This window comes from Cupriavidus sp. GW821-FHT02F09 (genome assembly GCF_059421605.1).
The window spans coordinates 12,291-31,106 of record NZ_JBWKVH010000054.1 but is presented as its reverse complement, the minus strand read 5'-3'; the positions used below and the strand labels follow the sequence as shown (position 1 = coordinate 31,106).

The 18,816-nt window shown below is 58.8% G+C and carries 15 protein-coding genes and 1 pseudogene; 9 read left to right on the top strand and 7 right to left on the bottom strand.

The window, feature by feature from the left end; all coding sequences use genetic code 11:
• Positions 1 to 2: 2 nt before the first annotated feature.
• From AC07XB_RS34505 to AC07XB_RS34495, 3 genes are read right to left on the bottom strand one after another with little or no spacing between them, the layout of a single operon-like run.
• Entirely contained in the window at positions 3 to 1,109 is a 1,107-nt protein-coding gene (locus AC07XB_RS34505) for an ABC transporter ATP-binding protein (protein ID WP_416046875.1), read from the bottom strand.
• Positions 1,110 to 1,153: 44 nt separating this feature from the next.
• Entirely contained in the window at positions 1,154 to 2,242 is a 1,089-nt protein-coding gene (locus tag AC07XB_RS34500) for an ABC transporter substrate-binding protein (protein WP_492831041.1), read from the bottom strand.
• 60 nt (positions 2,243 to 2,302) lie between these two features.
• A complete protein-coding gene (locus tag AC07XB_RS34495; protein ID WP_416047290.1) occupies positions 2,303 to 3,715 on the bottom strand; it encodes an FAD-binding oxidoreductase in 1,413 nt (470 codons plus the stop codon).
• A 561-nt stretch (positions 3,716 to 4,276) separates the two neighbouring features.
• On the opposite strand from AC07XB_RS34495, the pseudogene AC07XB_RS34490 reads away from it, so the two are divergent.
• Positions 4,277 to 4,459: pseudogene (locus tag AC07XB_RS34490) on the top strand (hypothetical protein); the annotation flags it as partial.
• Between the two features lie 280 nt (positions 4,460 to 4,739).
• On the opposite strand, the gene AC07XB_RS34485 reads toward AC07XB_RS34490, so the two are convergent.
• Both AC07XB_RS34485 and AC07XB_RS34480 read right to left on the bottom strand, forming a co-directional pair.
• Positions 4,740 to 5,387: an FMN-dependent NADH-azoreductase gene (locus AC07XB_RS34485; RefSeq protein ID WP_492831040.1), complete on the bottom strand. Its 648-nt coding sequence runs from the start codon at positions 5,385 to 5,387 to the stop codon at positions 4,740 to 4,742.
• 123 nt (positions 5,388 to 5,510) lie between these two features.
• Positions 5,511 to 5,783 (bottom strand): hypothetical protein, encoded by a 273-nt coding sequence (locus AC07XB_RS34480; RefSeq protein WP_492831039.1) that lies wholly within the window; start codon positions 5,781 to 5,783, stop codon positions 5,511 to 5,513.
• 117 nt (positions 5,784 to 5,900) lie between these two features.
• On the opposite strand from AC07XB_RS34480, the gene AC07XB_RS34475 reads away from it, so the two are divergent.
• From AC07XB_RS34475 to AC07XB_RS34460, 4 genes are all read left to right on the top strand, one after another.
• Positions 5,901 to 6,296 carry a winged helix-turn-helix transcriptional regulator gene (locus tag AC07XB_RS34475; RefSeq protein WP_492831038.1) on the top strand — a complete coding sequence of 132 codons (396 nt, stop codon included), beginning with the start codon at positions 5,901 to 5,903 and terminating at the stop codon, positions 6,294 to 6,296.
• Between the two features lie 322 nt (positions 6,297 to 6,618).
• On the top strand, positions 6,619 to 7,245 hold the full coding sequence (locus AC07XB_RS34470; protein ID WP_492831037.1) for a tyrosine-type recombinase/integrase: 627 nt from the start codon (positions 6,619 to 6,621) through the stop codon (positions 7,243 to 7,245).
• Between the two features lie 244 nt (positions 7,246 to 7,489).
• Positions 7,490 to 7,864 carry an NUDIX hydrolase gene (locus AC07XB_RS34465; RefSeq protein ID WP_492831036.1) on the top strand — a complete coding sequence of 125 codons (375 nt, stop codon included), beginning with the start codon at positions 7,490 to 7,492 and terminating at the stop codon, positions 7,862 to 7,864.
• A gap of 899 nt (positions 7,865 to 8,763) precedes the next feature.
• Positions 8,764 to 10,197, top strand: a complete 1,434-nt coding sequence (locus AC07XB_RS34460) for a hypothetical protein (protein WP_492831034.1) — start codon at positions 8,764 to 8,766, stop codon at positions 10,195 to 10,197.
• 332 nt (positions 10,198 to 10,529) lie between these two features.
• Here the strand turns inward: AC07XB_RS34460 and AC07XB_RS34455 are convergent, their stop codons facing one another.
• Positions 10,530 to 12,038 carry an aminotransferase class V-fold PLP-dependent enzyme gene (locus AC07XB_RS34455; RefSeq protein WP_492831033.1) on the bottom strand — a complete coding sequence of 503 codons (1,509 nt, stop codon included), beginning with the start codon at positions 12,036 to 12,038 and terminating at the stop codon, positions 10,530 to 10,532.
• A 554-nt stretch (positions 12,039 to 12,592) separates the two neighbouring features.
• Between AC07XB_RS34455 and AC07XB_RS34450 the strand changes: the two genes are divergently transcribed.
• From AC07XB_RS34450 to AC07XB_RS34435, 4 genes are all read left to right on the top strand, one after another.
• Positions 12,593 to 13,084: a hypothetical protein gene (locus tag AC07XB_RS34450; protein WP_416046881.1), complete on the top strand. Its 492-nt coding sequence runs from the start codon at positions 12,593 to 12,595 to the stop codon at positions 13,082 to 13,084.
• Positions 13,085 to 13,498: 414 nt separating this feature from the next.
• Positions 13,499 to 13,864 carry a hypothetical protein gene (locus AC07XB_RS34445; protein ID WP_416046880.1) on the top strand — a complete coding sequence of 122 codons (366 nt, stop codon included), beginning with the start codon at positions 13,499 to 13,501 and terminating at the stop codon, positions 13,862 to 13,864.
• A gap of 255 nt (positions 13,865 to 14,119) precedes the next feature.
• Entirely contained in the window at positions 14,120 to 14,440 is a 321-nt protein-coding gene (locus AC07XB_RS34440; protein ID WP_416046879.1) for a hypothetical protein, read from the top strand.
• A gap of 481 nt (positions 14,441 to 14,921) precedes the next feature.
• On the top strand, positions 14,922 to 15,932 hold the full coding sequence (locus AC07XB_RS34435) for a CAP domain-containing protein (RefSeq protein WP_492831032.1): 1,011 nt from the start codon (positions 14,922 to 14,924) through the stop codon (positions 15,930 to 15,932).
• 1,115 nt (positions 15,933 to 17,047) lie between these two features.
• Here the strand turns inward: AC07XB_RS34435 and AC07XB_RS34430 are convergent.
• Positions 17,048 to 18,816, bottom strand: a 1,769-nt coding sequence (locus AC07XB_RS34430) for an autotransporter outer membrane beta-barrel domain-containing protein (protein WP_493688171.1), incomplete at its 5' end; no start/stop codon positions are given.

Here is an 18,816-nt window from a genome sequence, read left to right as displayed (position 1 = left end):
GCTTACTCCGGAATCGCAACGGCATCTTCGGCCTGCCAGCTCACCGTGAGCGTGTCGCCGGGATGGTGGCGGCCGAGGCCGCCGCGGGTCAGTTCGGCCACCACCAGTGGCTGCTCGCCCGGCAGGACCAGGTAGGACTTGGTCACGCCGCCCGTCACCACGATATCCGTCAGCCGCGCCGACAGCGTACTGGGCGCGCCCGGCGTACCGGAAACATGGAGGTTCTGCGGGCGGATCATCACCTTGGCCCGGTCTCCGGGCCGGAAAGTGGCGCCATTGGCCAGTACCTGGCCGCGTGCGGGCAGCCCAATGAAGCTGACATCCAGCAAGCTGCCGTTCACTGCATCCACCGTGGCCGGCAGCAGGTTTGACTCGCCGAGGAAGTCGGCCACAAAGGTGGTGCGGGGACGGAAGTAAAGATCCGCCGGGCTGCCGAGCTGCTCGATCTTGCCGCCATTCATCAGGCAGATACGATCGGACATCGTCATGGCCTCTTCCTGGTCGTGCGTCACATACACGATGGTGGTGCCGAGTTCGCGGTGGATACGCTTGATTTCAAGCTGCATCTGGTCCCTCAGCTTCTTGTCGAGCGCCCCCAACGGCTCGTCCATCAGGATGATTGAAGGACGGTAGACCATGCAGCGCGCCAGCGCGATCCGCTGTTGCTGGCCACCCGAGAGTTCCTTTGGCAGGCGATGCGCCACGTGCGGCAGGTGCACGAGATCGAGCACGCGGCTGACCTCCCGCTCCGCCTGCCGTGCCGGCATTTTGCGCATCTTCAGCGGAAATCCGATGTTCTCGGCGATAGTCATGTGCGGGAACAGTGCGTAGTTCTGGAACACCATGCCGATGTCCCGCTCATAGGGCGCCCCGAAGGTAACGTCAGCGCCGTTGATGCGAATGCTGCCAGCATCCGGTTGCGACAAACCGGCAATCAGGCTCAGCAGCGTCGTCTTGCCCGACCCTGAGGGCCCGAGCAGCGTCAGGAACTCGCCTTCCGGGACCGAGAGATCGGTGGGCGCGAGCGCGATGAAATCGCCATAACGCTTGGATAGCTGCTTGGTCTGCAGTTTTTGTAGCTTAGTCTGTGTCTGTGTCACTTGTGGCATCACGCCCACCTTTTCTTGATATTGCCGAGGTCAAAGCGAGCGCTTCACTTCAGGATCCAGGCATTGAACTTCTCGAGCACGGACCCCTGGTTCTTGACCCAGTAACTGGCATCGATCTTCACGCCACGCTTGATGTTGTCGGGATACGTGGGCAGCGTCACGGCATGCTTGGCATCGATGTACTTGAAGGCGTCCGGATGCGTGACGCCGGCTGCCAGGTATTGCGTGAGCTGCGCCTGGCGCTTGGGGTCGGATGCAAACTTGATGAACTCGCGGCAGGCCACAGCGTTGGGCGAACCTTTCAGGATGGTCCAACTGTCGACGCCCCAGAGGTGCTGGTCCCAGCAGATCCCTACCGGCGCGCCGGCATCCATGGCGGCCTGGGCGCGGGAGATCCATGTCGCGACCATGTCCACTTCGCCGGACTTGAGCATCTGCTCGACCTGCGCACCGCCACTCCACCAGATCGCGACATTGGACTTCACCTTGTCGAGGCTACGCAGCGCGCGATCCACGTCGCAGGGATATACTGACCCGTTCGCGACACCGTCCGCCATTAGAGCCTCTTCGATTGTGTCGAACGGATGTTTGCGCAGCGCGCGGCGGCCGGGGAAATCCTGCACGTTCCACATGTCCTTCCATTGCGTGGGCGCCTTGCGTCCCTTGAACGCCTCGGTACGGTAGGCCAGCACGGTCGTGTATACGTTGGCACCAACACCGTACGGCGACATGTATTGCGCGGGGATGCCAGCCACGACGGGATCGGCGCCCAGCCCATGTTTTTCGAGGTAGTCCTTGCCGTCGGTGGTCAGCACCTCGATTGCGGGCTGGCTGATCGATGCCATGTCCCAGCTGTAGTTCTTGGCATCCACCATGGTGCGTATCTGCGCGGTGGGCTCTGCGTTGGAGGGCACGCCGACAACCTGGATGCCGGTAGCCTTGGTGAATGGCTTGTAGAACACCTCGCCATACGCCTTGGTAAAGACACCGCCCGAGTCGCGCACTACGATGCGCTGCGAGGCTGCCTTGGCTGATGTCCAGATGGCCGGCATGGCAAGTGCGGCAGTGCTGGCGGTCAGCAGTTTGAAGGCGTTGCGACGCGAAGGATTGCTTGGCTTGTCGGCGTTGCTCATGGCGGTACTCCTACTGGGATGGGGGTCGTGAGAGAAAAGGGGGAAACGGTGCCGTGAAGATCAGGGAATCAGCTTGCCCGGGTTGAACAGGCCGAGCGGATCGAACGCACGCTTGACCGCACGCATCATGTCAAGCTCGACGTCGCTCTTGTAGTGGCGCATTTCCGCCAGCAGGGTCCGGCCCACGCCGTGCTCAGCGCTGAAGGTGCCGTTCAGTTTGGCGGCGACATCGTGCCCGGCGCGGCGCACCGCAGCGGCGGTGCCCGCCTGATCGGGCAGGGCCTGCCAGGTGTCGAATGCAAAGAACGGGATGAAGTGAATATTGCCGTCGCCAAGATGACCCACTACCACCACGTGCGCATCGAAGTTCGCTTCGATCGCGCGGGTCGCTTGCTCGATAAACGCAGGCACCTTCGACACTGGCACGGCGGTATCCAGCGTCAGGCCAATACCAGCTTTCTTGTTGCCCTCTGACACACTATGCCGCAGCTTCCACATAGCTTCGCGCTGGGTAGAGTTGGCGGCGATCGCCGCATCGGCTATCAGTCCCAGATCCAGGCCCTTCTCCAGCGTGGCCTCGAGCGCTTCTTGCAACCGTGCGTCATCGCAAGTATCACTTAGCTCGACGAGCAAATGCCACGGGTGCGCTTGCGCCAGCGGGGCATGCTGGCCCGGGACGTGCTCCAGCACGATGTCGAGCTGGCTGGCATTCATCAGTTCGAAGGCGGATAGCTGTGCGCCACATGCGGCCTGGAACATGCCCAGCAGCTTCAGGGCCGCATCTACGTCGACAGGCGCGACCCAGGACATGGCATGCGCACTAGGCAGCGGGTGCAGCTTCAGCGTGGCCGCGGTGATGATGCCCAGGGTGCCTTCCGCGCCGATGAACATCTGCTTGAGATCAAGCCCCGTGTTGTCCTTGCGCAGCGTACGCAGGCCGCGCCAGATGCGTCCGTCCGGCAGCACGACTTCCAGGCCAAGCACGTTCTCGCGGGTATTGCCGTAACGAAGGACAGCGGTACCGCCGGCGTTGGTGGCGATGTTGCCGCCAATCTGGCAGGAACCTTCCGCACCCAGGCTGATAGGGAAGAACTGGCCTGCCTCGATCGCAGCGGCCTGGATTTCCGCGAGCACGCAACCGGCCTCCACCTCCATGGAGTTGTCGGCGGGATCGATGCAAACAATGCGACGCATGCGCGAGAGATTGATGATGACGCAGTTGCCCTGCTCGTACGGTACCGCGCCGCCGCTCAGGCTGGTATTGCCACCCTGGGGCAGGACCGCCACGCCAGCGGCAACGCAGGCCTTCACCAGTTCGGAAACCTGCTCCGTATTACGTGGTAGCGCAACGCAAAGCGCCTTGCCCGTATAGCGGCCGCGCCAGTCGCTGACATAACCGGCCAGATCGTCGCTCTCAGTGAGCAGCGACGTTGCGCCAATGATATTGGACAAGGTATCCAGCAACTGCTTCATCATGAATTTCCTCGTTGGCTTTCAGTCCGCGGCAGCGCCGGTCGGTAGGCAGAGAATAGTTCCTGTATATGCGTATAGCAATCTATATAATTACTATGCAATTAAACTAGGGTATTTACTTAAACACAAATGGACGTGCACCATAGGCGACAAACTCTCACGCCGTCTTGGTGCATGAGTATTGAATCTGGTGCGGGGGTTCTATGGGGATTTCGCGACGCCCAAAAGCCTTGGCGACTTCCCGCAGGGCGCTGCGTAGCCTGCACGATTGACCCGGCGGCGGAGAGCAGGGGCGCACGTGAGCGGTATTGAATGGTGCGCCGGGAGACCGGCAAGGAGTAACGGGTGAACGTCCTAGACAGCGAAGATCTAGCAAATCACGTTATCCCCGAGTCGAGGGTCGGCCGGGATTCGCAATTATGTGCTGCAGAGCACAATTATGATTCCTGGTCAAGCCTCGATATAGTCCGCGAACTACCAAACTTGCGCCTTGTTGAACGCGTGCCAGGCGCCGCGCCAATGCTATTCGTGCCGTTGGGCTGCACATCAAGGCGGAATGGGATGTCGCGCAAGCTGAAGGAACTGCAGGGGAAGGGGCATCCTGCCGACGCCGACGTACTCAAGGCGCTGTCGCCGTACCGGTGTGAGCACTTCAACCGGTTGGGAGATTACCTGCTAGATCTGCAGCGGCGTGTGCCGCCGCTTGATCTATCGATCGATTTCCTATTTAAATCAGCTACTTAGCGGAGATGTGGCGGATTTTTTCGAATCCCGGCCGCCCCTCAGATTGGTGATATCGTCGAGCTTCTGCCGCATCGCTGGGCACCCGTCACCTCAACCGGTGCGGCCTATGAACTGAGCTTGTCGTCCAGTGCGGACCGACGGCCCATCGGCTGGGAGCGCGCTTCGAACGGGGTGCTAGCACTCACCGATGCGTGAAGCGACAAAGACGGAAATGATGACCTGACGGCTAACTCATCACTTGTTTATGCATATCGTCCAGTTTCATTGATGGAAAGAGTGCCTATAGAGAAAGCTCCAAGACAGCGTTGTTCGCCTTTGGCACGGCGTTAGTAGCCAAGAGGGGTATGTTCATCCCCTCAGCTCGAACGGTCTGCACATCCACGATGCCAATGAAGCCAAGGATTTGGCGAAGATAAGGCTCGACAAAATCCCACGAGCGCCACGGGCCTTCGGTAAAGACGCCCCCTGAAGCCAGAACCAGAATGGCTTTCTTGCCTTTTGCCAGACCGAGGACGCCGCCATTCGAGTATTGGAAGGTTCTGCCTGGCCGAACGACCAAATCGATCCATGCTTTGAGGGCGGAGGGAATGCCGAAATTCCACATTGGCGTTGCGATAACCAGTAGGTCGGATTCCAGAAGCTCGTCGATCAGTTCATCCGACTGGCGGGCCGCATCCTTCAGCCTTTCCGCCTCGGCCGGGTCCTTCGTCGAGATAGCTGGGAGCGTGATTTCGTCGAAATGAGGGAGATGCTCAGCGGCCAAGTCGCGGCGTACAATCTTTGCCGAAAAATGAAGGGCGGTAAGCTGTGCGGCGAGCGTATCGGCGACCGCCCGACTTGCCGAGTCCCTCCCCCTCGGGCTTACCTCAATCATCAGAATTTTCTTTATATTTTTAACTCCTAGTTCTTCGCGGTCAACGCGTTCCAAGCTGCAAGGGAGTCCATGTAGTCTCTCCAGTGCGTGATCTTTCGGTTTTTAATCTTGATGATTGAGCAGAACCGATTGTTGTAACTCACGCCTGTCGGGAGGATGGTCCCGTGGACCTCGTATTCAATGACACAACGCGTCGTCTGTCCTGTGGGCAATCAACTTGTCGGCGAATTGAAGTGCGATATTGTCGACATATCCCCTGAACGCAGCCATCAGGTCGGTTCGGCCTTCGATTACGCGAGGCCAGCCCAGATCGTAGAGAACCTCATAGATGACGTCGTCGGTGACGATGTCGAAGAAGTGCTCGCCATCGACGAGGTCACCAAGCGCCCCTCGAACCAGATTGAAGTACGGGTCAGCAGCCGCGTAGGCAGCGTATTTTGGATTCGGCATTCCAAACTCCTTGATCGCTTCGGTAGGTTGCTTACAAAATGAGAGTTAAATATAAATCGGAAGCTTGCCTCGAGGAAGAAGGCACTTTAAATTCAGTCACTAACATTGAGGTAAGTTATGAAGAGGCCGAGCAAAGCCAACCAGTTGGACCCCACGGCGATCTGCAGAAGCTCGGACCCGATGGCGGTTCGGGAGCTACTGACGAAGGTCGGCGACAAATGGACGATCGTCGTCGTGCTTTCGCTCGATCTTCTCGGCGGGCGCGCTCGATTTTCTGTACTCGAACGCGCGGTTCCAGGGATTTCGCAACGAATGCTCTCTTCTACCCTGAAATATCTCGAACGTGACGGTCTGGTAATTCGTGAGTTGTTTCCCGAGGTGCCGCCCCGCGTCGAGTATGAGATGACGGACCTTGGAAAGAGCCTACTGGCCCCTACCCAAGGACTGGTCGATTGGGTCAAGGAAAACTGGGAGCAGGTCGGGGACGCACAACGTAAATACGACGCGAGATAGCGTCTGGCGTTGCAGCAGCCCAGTCGTCGTATTCATGTCGGCTGTCGCGTTTCTGACCGACAACCGGCGACTGCGCAAATCTTCCTTCCCTGTCATCGGTGCAAATGTCTCCGTGTCCACGTGGACACGTAGCATTAGAGTGCAGCAGTCTCCACACAAGGGCGTCTTTATACTGCATCGCCTACACTTGCCGGGTCAACGACCGCTTCACTTTTGAGAACTGCCGTTGCTCCCGCAGCGCACTGAATGGCGGCAGTGGGTTGGTTAGCGACCGCCCGAAGGAGCGCAGACTGGATCTCCCTTCGATTGAAAGGAGATTGTCATGAAATCCGAGAACTTGACCACCAGTCATCGTATGCCCTGGAACAAGGGCAAACTGACCGGGCAGAAGCCCCCGTTGAAGCTCCGAGAGATCTGGGCGATTCGCACAACGCTACAGATGGCATCGAACATTCGTGAACTGGCAATGTTCAACCTCGCCATCGACAGCAAGCTGCGGGCGTGCGACCTGACGAGGCTGCAAGTGCAAGATGTCTGCCCGGGCAGTCATGTTGGATCCCGGGCGACGGTCATGCAGCAGAAGACGCAGCGGCCGGTGCAGTTCGAGATTACGGAACAAACTCGCCTGAGCATCGAGGCCTGGATCAGGGCGCGCGGACTGAAACCATCCGACTATCTGTTTCCAAGTCGACTTCATGATTCACCGCACCTTTCGACGCGACAATATGCCCGGTTGGTACACCGGTGGGTCGCGTCAATCGGGCTCGACGACACGGCTTACGGCACGCACACCATGCGACGCACGAAGGCATCGTTGATCTACCGGCGGACAAAGAATCTTCGGGCGGTACAGTTGCTGCTTGGGCACACGAAGCTCGAAAGCACGGTCCGATACCTCGGTATTGAGGTAGATGACGCCCTCGAAATGGCCGAACAAACAGCGGTGTAACGTTTGCAAGGGCCGGCGAGCGGTCGCTTGCCGGCCATGAGCGGCCAGCTACCGCCGCTAGGCTATCGCAGATTTGACGGCTGAAATCGGTCGAGGAACCGCCACATAGGTCGGCTGACGTGGGCGGGTGTGCATTAGCTTTCAGCTTGGAGCAGGGAAGGTTCTGGCCTGCCTGCCCGTGTCAGAGCCGCCCGGCCTCGCGTGTAAGATCAGCGCAAGATTCTGACATTACCCCAGGCGACTGATGAAGAAGAAGATAAGGGCCACCGTGGTTTGCGCGCGTGGCGAGCGCTTGCTGCTGGTTTCCAAGGACGGCAGCCGGTGGGCGCTGCCGGGCGGTCGCCCAGGCAAGGACGAGACATTTGCTGACGCTGCAGGAAGGGAGCTTCTAGAGGAAACGACCTTGCTGGCTCGAGGGCTCGGCTTTCTGTTCCAGGTCATAGGTGCTACGACCGTGCACCATGTCTTCGTCGCCAATATTGGGAAATCTGCCGCGCCAAAGCCGAGCAAGGAGATCGCACGCTGTCAGTGGTTCTCCCAAGCAGAACTGGGGGAGATTGTCATCAGCCCCACGACGCGCCAGATCATTGAAAGCTTCTGGCTGGTACGCCAGCGCTAACGTGCATGTCTTCTCCGGCGGTTAACCGGCTAGTAGGCAAGAGATGGCATGAGGGTTGCTTGGTCAGTTGCGATAGCGGGGCTACGCTCCAATCGTGGGCAATTTGGTCAGGGAGAATGTAAATGAAATCTATTGTTCATCACTTTCACTCCCATCCGCCGCACCACGGGGCTAAGTACTACTCGGCCTTTGCTGGGGCCATGCTGGTGGTTGCCGCGGCCTACGTAATGGTCACCCTCATTCGCCAAGTCTTATGAAGGGCATGAACTGGCGCCTTGCGTGCTGCAAAGAAGGAGTTGGACCTTTACGCTGAAACAGGGCTGAGTGACAGATCCTCGGTGCGAATCGGACTGCCATTTCAGGTCTGGTGGATGACCGAGACGGGTCGGGTACGGCCTGCCGCCCCTCGATCACAGCCGTCGCCTGCCGGCCAGTTTCTGCCGCTCGACCGGTTGATCGAGCGAACGATCGAACGGCAGCTCCAGTTCGTAACCCGCCGGATACTCAACGCAAGCTCCTCGGCTTTCGCGACATCCGGGCACTGCCCTTCGTGAAGTCGCGTCAGGTTCCTTCCTCATCATTGGATGCATCGTTCCCGCGAATGCCAGTTCACGGCCAGCGGATGATCACTGTCGGCCCACATCGGCCTGTCAACATGTCAACCCGGCGCCACCGCAGCAGTAGCTTCAAAGCCGAACGGTCAATCCGCCCCCCTTATTGACGGGCAAGTCATCGACCACAGAAGGCGACGATGACCCGATCCGCACGCCTCCTCCGAGAAACGGCCGCCAACATATCGATGCGTCAATCAACGTCGGACGGCTTGACACACCGGTATAATCGAGCAATCAATCCGTAATCGCTGCGCGGAAATAACAAACTTGGGGAGGGGCAGAATCATGAGCAAGAAGATAATTACCGTTGGGTTTTCAATCGCGTCACCAGAAATAGAATACGCCGAGTTTCGATCCAAGGTATCTTTGCTAGACTGGGATATTGTATTGTTCAGGCCAGATATTGACGAATTCGTTTCCCACGGCGAGAAATTTCAAGGTAAGCCGAGTCTGAGTGAGAGCACCTCCTTTCTCTTCAAAGAGTGCTGCGAGCATTGGCGCCGAGAACTAAAGCAAGCCGTTGATACTGGCAAAACCGTAGTAGTTTATCTTCCACCTTTGACTGAGGTATATGTCGACACTGGCAAGCGAACCTATTCCGGAACCGGTCGCAATCAAAAGACAACTACGCACGTTGCCCTCTATAGCAACTACGAAGCGATACCTGCATCATTGTCTCCAGTGCTGACTTCCGGAACTGCGATGAAGCTGGTGGATCGTGGTTCTGAGATTCTGGCTGCCTATTGGGGCGCGTTCGAAAAACATTCAACATACCAGGTACTCCTCACCAATGAGAGCGTACCCGGATGCCTGGTAACTCGCTCTGGCGGGAAGTTTGTCGGTGCTCTCTATCGAGCCAAGGCATCGGCGGGGACGCTCCTATGCTTACCCGACATTGATTTCTACTCCGATGATTTTTTTGATGAAGAGAACGACGAATGGACAAAGGACGGCCAGCAATTTTCCAAGCATTTGGTGGCATCAATTGTCGGGCTAGACAAGGCGTTGCGAAGCGCACTTGAGGTGACTCCCGAACCTACATGGGCAAGCGACAACCATTATATGCTCGCCTCCGAATCGAATCTAAGCATCGAGCTGCTCGCCGCCGAAAAACAGGTCGAAGAAGCGCAAAAACGAAAGGAAGAAATATCGGAAGCCCTTAAATCTGCCGGGGCACTAAGAGCGTTGTTGTATGAAAAGGGAAAAGCTCTGGAATCAGCAATTATTGATGCGCTTCGACTCCTCGGTTTCAAGGCTGAGTCCTTTAAGGATTCGGATTCTGAATTTGATGTCGTATTCGAATGTGATGAGGGGCGGCTTATCGGGGAAGCAGAAGGCAAAGACAATAAGGCCGTGAACATTGATAAGTTGCGCCAACTCTCCATGAACATTCACGAAGATTTACAGCGAGATGAAGTAACGGTGCCCGCCAAAGCCGTCCTATTCGGTAATGGCTTCCGACTTCAGTCGTTAGGCGACCGTGGGGACCCTTTCACGGAGAAATGCCACAGTGCCGCAGGAACTGCTTCTACCGCCTTGGTCTTTACTCCCGATCTGTTTCCTCCAGTGCAGTATCTAGTTGCATCCCCAAATTCCGGATACGCGCGAGCATGCAGACAAGCAATTTTGTCCTCAAATGGGCGGGTAACGTTTCCAACTGCACCGGACGAAGAAAAGAGTAGCGGTGTCACTCAGATAGAGATCAAGGTGGACGACTAGGCGGTTGCGTTATGGCGGGAAGCGGTCGGTTAGCGGACCTTCGATGTCCGATCGTGCGACCGGCGGGAGTGGGTCGAGCGGAGACCCTCGAATGCCCTCCGGACAGCCACCGACGACTTGCGGTCCAGGCGGTACTTCGTCACCGACTGAATACCAACATGCTGCGGGCGCTTGTGTCGCGCCAGCGCCGGGTTGATGTCCTATCCAGATTCGGCGGGCGAGAAGGCCTATGGGTTTTGCTTACCCTCCGCAGGATCGTAGGCCCAACGCCGAGGATTGGACGTCAGCCCGCGCACGCCCCGTCGCGTAGTTCTTCAGTGCCGACCGCCCCGTCAGCCTTGCCTGGTGCATGCCATATTCCACAGCGTCTCCGAACGGGTTCCTGTACGGCAGTACGCAAGTATGGGCTTCGGCAGCTCCGCCATGAGTAAACCGAAGGCTGCAGCAGCTTCGACGGTGACACCCCCCGATTTTACGGGCAGGTAGTGCGCGGCCATGCCAAGCGAACTGGCCACCTCCGCGATTTTCGCGAACTGGACCTGGCCGGCAGCCTCTCCATCGTGCCGGTTGCAGACGATGGAAAGGAACCCGACCGCATGCGCCGCCCGTACGTCGGCTCCGCTTAACTGTGGCGCCACGCTCAAGTCGTTCGAGAGCTGCTTGATCAGCATGTCCTGTCGGCCCGTGCCCACTTCCATACAGCGCTCTATGGCTTTGCGGAAGCAGTCGACTGCAAAATCCACGTCTGCCAACGTTGTAAAGCGTCCAAGGCTCAGACGGACTGTGCGCTCCGCGGAATCTTCATCCAGGCCGACGCAAGTCAGCACGTGAGACGGTTTGCCGGCCGCCGAATTGCAGGCAGACGTTGAGGAGATGGCCAGATCGTCGGTCAACATGGACGGGAGGAAATTGGGCAGTTCCACGGTCAGACTAAGTGTGTGCGGAATGCGGGCCGCGGAACTGGCGTTCTGCGTGACGGTGCCTGACGCGCGCACACCACTCAGCAAGCGCTCGCTCAGTTGCGCGATGCGCTCGTTGTCCGACGCCATTTCAGTACGCGCCAGTTCGCAAGCCGTTCCCATGCCGACAATCTGGTGCGTGGCAAGGGTGCCAGATCGCAGCCCCTGCTCATGTCCGCCGCCGTGCATCTGGCAGGCAATACGCGGCGCCACTTCGCGACTCACATAGAGCGCGCCGATGCCTTTCGGGCCATAGAACTTGTGTGCCGACATCGACAGCAGGTCTATACCCATCGCCTTTACGTCAATCGCGGTCTTGCCAGCAGCCTGCGCCGCGTCCACGTGAAGCAGAGCGCCAGCGGCGTGAACAATCTGCGAGATCTCAGCAATATTGGTGAGGGTGCCGATCTCGTTGTTCACCATCATCAACGAAACGAGGCCCGTCTGATTGCTGCAGGCCGCTTTAACAGCGGTCGGCGAAATCTCGCCAGCCGGATTCGGCAAGAGGTAGGAAACGGAAACGTCAAGTCGCTCAAGGTGCGACGCGGTGTCCAGAATTGCCTTGTGCTCAAGCTTGCTGGTAACCAAATGGCGGCGCGTCGGCTCGTGGTCGAAAAAACCCTTGAGCGCTAGGTTGTTCGACTCTGTCGCACCGGACGTCCAGACAATCTCGGATGGCTCTGCACCAATGAGAGCGGCTACCTGGGCGCGAGCCTCCTCGACCACATCCCTTGCCTTCAGCCCTGCAGCGTGGGAGTTCGACGCAGGGTTTCCGAAGACGCCGGCGGCCCCCAAGCAGCCGAACATCGCCTCCATGACACGAGGGTCCGCCGGTGTGGTTGCCGCGTAATCGAAGTACCGCAGAGTGTCCGTGCTCATCATTCATCCTTCAGAAGGGTAGAAATGCTACGACGAACGCACTGAAAGTTGCTTCCAAAATCCATAACCGAGAGGGGAATGCGTAGCATTCAATGCTACTGAATGCGCGCTATGTAGAATATTTTCGCGCATGCGGCCTGGCCGCACGGGCTGACTTAATAACCGTAGCGGGCAAGACCGGCCATTCGCAGTGAGGCCGCCGACTGACTCGGAAGGATCGCAAGTCGCCTCTGGCGTCGGCAAGGCTCCGCCTAGATTGCTAAGGACCGAGCCCGGCCATAACGCGTCGTTCGGTCTTCCCTTGCCTAAGACGTTCGGACGACCGGAGTACCCACAAAGCCGCCTTCAACGGCGGCTACGCACTTCGCCTTGTGTGTCTGGTCGCAGCATGCCACGGGCCGCATCGCTTGGCTTCCTGTGTTTCCCAACGCACGCACAAGCCGGCCGCCCCTTGTTATTCTGTATGAAGCGGTGATGAGAAGAAAATTTGAAATTTGAGGGCTACTTTCGCCCCCATCTCGTTTGGTTGCACTGTGCGGCACGTGAAAACGCGTTCTATGAGACAACTAGCCAAAATCCTTCTGCTCCTTGCACTATTTCCTATGACGGCTCTCGCCGCGGGTAACTCGGAAACTTCTGCAGAGAATCTGATTGCCCGCATCGCCAAAGAGGGGGGGCATAATGTGCTCTGGGATCTGTGGGAACATGAGAAGGACTTTGGCCACGTGCTCTCTGGTATTGAGTCCGGCGACACATCGTGGCTAAAGGTTGCAACCGCTCTTCGACCATTTTCAGATGCCGGCGCATCCCTAGCCCTCGACTATGCCGTGGCGCTCGCCCTCCCAAAAACACCAAATCGGGTCTTAGCTTTGGTCGGTCATGGATTTGATTTGGCGAACATCTGCACCTCGCCTTTTCTCGAGCCAGAACCTGGGGTCGCTAAAGAATATGAGCGGAAATCACTAGCAGCGCTGTCCAAGGTCGAGTCACCTGCGCTCGCCCCAATTGCGACCGCTTGCTCCAAGCGGGTTCGTCTGCCGGTCGGATGAACCTGCCCGCTGGATGGCGCTATCCGCCTGGAGCAATCATTCTCCAGCCAACTCGGCCAGGCAAGCGGCGGTTTTAGGTTTTACATCGGAAGCGGTCGTTACGGTGTCTCGAGCTCAAAAGGCGGTTCAGGGTTGTCAGAGACGGCCGCAGCCCCGCGACGAGCACCCGACCGTGACCGGCCAGAAGGCGTCGTTCGGCCGCTCCATGACTCGCTCGGACGGCCGGTCCGCACCACGAAACCGCCTTCGAAGGCGACTACACACGTCGCCTAGTGTGTTGGGCCATCGCGGCATGCTACAGGCAGCAACCGTCGACCGGTTTCCTGTGTTCTCCAACGCACGTACAAGCCGACGAGCTCCTGGTAGCGTGTCGGGGAAAGTGCGAAGCAACATCAGGCCTCAGGAGATCGAGCGATGACTGAACGAGAAACCCTCCTCCAAAAGCTTGATGTGGGCGATATCTTTCATGCCGAAAGCCCGAATGGAGCCAGCTTAATTTGCCTCGCCACTCGGATTGACGAAGCCATCATCTACGCCCGGACGGTAACAACTCAATATCGCTTTCAGTTTGATCGGCGGACAGGGGGCGCTGTGTGCGGTGATGGCTCGGTATGCTTCATAGATTCCGTGGCGCCGCTTCCGCTGGAGATACATAACGTCATGTTGGGAATTGATCGTAAGTATAGGTTGGAGCGAGAGGAAGAAAGATTCAAACTGAATGACGTGGAGAAGAAAGCACTTATCTTTGTTGATACGTACTATAGAGAAAATCAACTATAGGATTGGTCAGGCTCCTGAGGCCTCAAGCGTTGAGATCCGCTGCTCGATTTTGGCCTTGGTCGCCGCTCTAGCCAGGACACATACTTGCGGCGTTTTGAGTGCGTCCCCGTTGTTAACACCAGGCGAAGCATTGGCGTAGCCATCAACGGCGCTATGCGGATAACTCACATCGCCCTCGCGGCTTGCTCGACACGGAAAGTGAGTTAATATCTCAAGTCTGCCCGCCGATAAGTCGGGATTTCCCTGAGAGGTGCCATGAATCCGCGGCGCGTTCATGAACTTATGCGTCATCATTTCCCGCCTGTTGATGCGGCGTCAAGAGAATGGATACACATCGTTGGGCCGGAAGGCCTTCGGAAACAGGAACTACTGTACCTACTGGACAAGTATCTTCCAGCAGAGCGCGTTCTTGTTGAAGTACATCGAAAGCTCGGCGACTACCTTAGCAAGAACGAAGCCGCAGTATTTTCTGCCGCGCACTGGGGAGAAGGCGAGATTCATTTAGCCGATCGGGATTTTCGTGGCTTCGTTGTCATTGGTCACAATGGTGTCGCAATTGGTTGGTCCAACGCTTGAATGCGTTCTGCGAGGAGACTCAAAGTGGACGGTCATACGGAAAATTAGCTGCGCCTGATGCTGGAAGGCGAGAACCCGCGCTCATACAGGCTCGATCATGTCAGCGCGGGAATGACCGATTCGCAATGACCTTCAGTCGTCTGCAGCGTAGAGTACGCGTGGCCGAGATGGGTCGATCTGCGACCTTCGTTCTCCCCGCAGGTTGGCGATAAGCTGTTTTTCCTGTGCCGCCACCCAATCGCAGGGTCAAACACTAATACTCAGATCCCTCTCCGTGGGCACCTGGACAGTCTCTAGGTTCTTGCATCTGCATGGGCGCAGACGGCGCGCCCTACCCACTTCCCCAGCTTGCCGCACCAGGCGCGCATGCTCCTGTGCACCAATCTTCCCAATATCACGTTAAGCCTCTGGAAGCGGATTTGCCAGGGTCACCCGCGGATCCTTAGCCCCGCTTGTACAGATCTAAAATAACCGGAAAAACGTGAAACAGAGCCTCTTCGCAATTGCCGCGATGTCTACCTTCGTCGCGGTCTGCGCCAGCATTGGTAGCGCTGGCGCCGCCCCTTCAACGATTGCTTCAAACCTGCCACGCACACCGAGCATCAGGAAGGAACCGTCTTCTTCTGCTTCGACTGCGATCGCGCTCACATCCACTTACTCCAGAACCGACCCGCGCCTCGAATTCTTCAATGCGCTCAACTCCCTGCGCATCGCAATGGGTGTAGGCGCGCTGCGGCAAGACGCCGCCCTGGACGCCGCGGCCGAGAACCACCTGGAGTATATGAAGCTCAACGCGGTAATGAGCCACACGGAGATCCCCGGGAATCCTGGTTTCACCAGTCCCGATCCGTACCAGCAAGTACTCACCGTGGGCGGCTGGCACAAGCAATGGGTTGGACAGAATGCTTACAACGGCGAGATTGGCCGCTGTCTTGCCTCGATGGCGAACTCGGTTTACCACTTGCAAGGGATTACCAGCAATCAGGAGACCATCGGCCTCGCCATGCATGACAATTACTGCGTGACGAACTTTGGTGTGGTGACTGCAGCCGGAACCGGCGGCTATGGCCTCGCCCAATGGGGCGGCCAACAACTGCCTCCCGGCACTGGCGCCCACTACCCAGCCGACAATGCCAACGTCCACGGCTTGTTCATTCCTGGCCACGAGATCCCGAATCCAGCGCCCGATCTGGCCAGAGCCGGTCCCCCGATCATGTTCCGCGTCAACGTTGAAAAGCCATCTGACGTGCTGACGGTCTCGAACTTCATCCTGATGGGGCCTAGCGGCAGTCGCGTACCGGCTCGCATCCTGGTGCCTGCCGAATCCAAGGCTGGCTCGGTTGCTTCGGCTGTCGAGGACGCGAGCTTGTTTCGAGGGGTAGTGTTCCTGCTCCCCACGCAGCCCATCGCTGCCGGCACATACACAGCGACTTTCGTCGGCTCGCGAAATGATGTGGCGATCAACAAGTCCTGGAGTTTTACGGCATACTGACCAGCCTCTTCCGCGTCTAGGCAGGCCGAGAATGCATCAAACTTTGCCCCCTGTCTTCTTTGGGGGTCTTGTGGACTACCCCCTGATCTTCATACCCGGCACGACAGGTCGCCCGGCGATTGCGGTCGTCGCCTGCCGGCCGATAGTGTTGAGAAACTCTGTAGACCCCATTTCCGGCGAGATTTCAGGGGTACCCGAACCCCCAACCGATCGACGATCGTGCAATACAGGCCGATCTGAGAGGTCGGAAACCCGCAGGCCTAGTCTGCTCAGATGGCAGATTGAGTTTTTCAACACTATCGGCCAGAAGCGGTCATTCGGTGACTTGGCCGAATAGCCGACCTTAGTTTCCTTGTTATTTATTCCATTTGGTTAAGTGCAAAATGCGATGATAAATGGAGTTTTCCCACACCCTCGTTTTATATCGTGACCGTTAAGTACGTTCAACTTGTGCCCGAAAACTTGCCGCCGCTGCTCACAGTGAGCCGTCCATTTCGATCCGTGGTAATTGTAGAGGGAGTGGCGGCTTATGAGCTTGACCAAGGCCTAAACAGAAGGCAGAAGAAGGCCAAAAAAGTGCGGCTAAAGACACCCAAGAAAACGGCTCTTGAGGGGCGGAAAATCAACCCATAGCGCACAAAAACCAACGGCCGCCGGAAGGCAGCCGTTGTATGCGGGACTCTCTATCGACATTTCTGTCGAACTCCCACTCCAGGTGGGACCTAGCTCACGCCAGGTGGCGCTACGTTTTTGCACCCGCTCACACGCAGTTTTCGTGGCACTGTTGAACAGTGTCAGCCATCATCCTTTCACGTTGCTCAAAAAATAGCAAGCGACCTGCGCGCAGAAGTGCTCCCTATCCTACGCGCAGATCCGCGAGGATGAACTTGTAGCTAGCTAGCTGACCAAGATGCAGCACAGATTTCGCGCGTAGTGCATCGTACTGCAAGGAACCGGAATTAGCTGGACTGCGCTTGCTTGAAGTGCCAATTAGCCGGACTGCTCCTCACCGGTTGCTCACTGGCTCCTACCGACAGCCACAACCGGCCAATCGCCGAACGGAATCAACGACCTGGTATGTGGTTTTGAACAACCATGTCGCGGCGCCGCACCCATCAGAATCGATAATTGAGCCCCAGCTTGAAGGTTTGCGCCGAGACATTCCCCGTACGGATCAGCGTGTCGTAACTCGCCTGCATATCCAGCGACTTGCGCAGCGGCAGCGCTAACGACAGGCCGGCGCTCAACATGCCACGCGACGACGTCGCGCCCGGGATCACGAAACCGGTGCCGTCGGCGGACGTCACCGCCACCTCGCGGCCCGTCCCCAGCGTCTCATAGGCATACCCCAGGCGCGCCTCGATCAGCGCTGGCCGCTCGGCCTGCATGAGGAGCGGGTAGCTGACGGCCAGGCCCACATACGGCTGCAGGCTACGCAGGTTCTGCGCTCCCACCGTCAGGTTCTGGCTGGTGGCGCCGGTTTCGCTGAAGTCCTGCCCGTGGAAATACTGGTAGCGCAACACCGCGCGCGGCGTGACCACCAGCGCGCCCGCCGGCAGCGGCACGGCGGCCTGCACGCCGGCATGCAGCTCCTGCCCATGGGCGCTGCCCTCAGCATTGCCCAGGCCGGCGAAGGACCGTTTGGATGACAGGAAGTCATAGGCATAGCCCAGCGTGCCCGCCAGGTTGACGGGGCCGAACGCGCGGCCGCCATAGCCGGCCACGCGCAGCGTGTCGAGCGAGCCCCTGCTGCCCGTGCCGTCTTCGGAGACATCCCCGTGGCTATAGCCGGCCGCGACACCCAGCGTCCAGTCGCCAAGCGGGTGGTCGAGTCCGGCCAGGAACCCGTAGCGGCGGTCGTCGTAACCGGGGGCGTCGTGATTGCCGCCGACCCGCGTGATGTTGCCGGTAGCCTGTGCCCAGCCGTGCTCGCCCGGCCTCGCACACTGGATGGGCGAGGCAGGCGCATCCGCGCATGCTCCACCGAGCCGGTCGAGAAGCACGCCATTGATGCGCTGGCCTTCGCGAACGGCGGCCGAGCCAAGCGAGCCGAAGACGGTCGCGTTGCTCGGTGCGACCACCATCGGGTCGGCCGCGCTCAAGGCAAGCTCGACCGCGCCGGCGCCCATCACCACGCTCTGGGTGAACCCTTGCGGCGTATTGCCGGTGACCGTTGCGAATCCGCCGTTGACGGCGCCGGCGTTGATGATGCGGTAGGTCGTCGTCCGGTACGTGCCCGGGCCATACAGGAGCGACAGCGTGCCAGCCAGCGAGGCGGTACCGCCCACGGTCAGCTGCGAGGCTGCCGTGGGACTGACATCGATCACCAGCTTGCCGCTGGGCGCCTGCGTGTAGTTGCCGGCGATGCTGAGCACGCCGATGGAGCCCCCCGGCCAGACTACGCCGTCGTTGGCGATGCTGCCGCCCACGGTGCCGTGGCCGCGCAGCGTGCCGTTCGGGTCGACCAGGACATTGCCGGCCACGCCGGCGCTCGGATGGCCCTGGTCGCCGACTTCGAGCGTGCCGCTGTTAACCGTCGTGCCGCCGGTGTAGGTGTTGGCGCCTGTCAGCGTCAACGTGCCGGTGCCGGACTGCACCAGCGCGCCGTTGCCGGAGATTGCGCCGCCGAAGGTGATGCTGTCGCTGCGGTTGAAAGCCAGCGTGCCGTTGTTGACGACATTGCCCGTGATGGAGCCGGAGGTGCCGCCGTTGCCGACCTGCAGCGTACCGCCGTTGATCGTGGTGCCGCGGGTGTAGGTGTTGGCGCCCGTCAGCGTCAACGTGCCGGTGCCGGACTGCACCAGCGTGCCGTTGCCGGAGATTGCGCCGCCGAAGGTGATGCTGTCGCTGCGGTTGAAAACCAGCGTGCCGTTGTTGACGACAT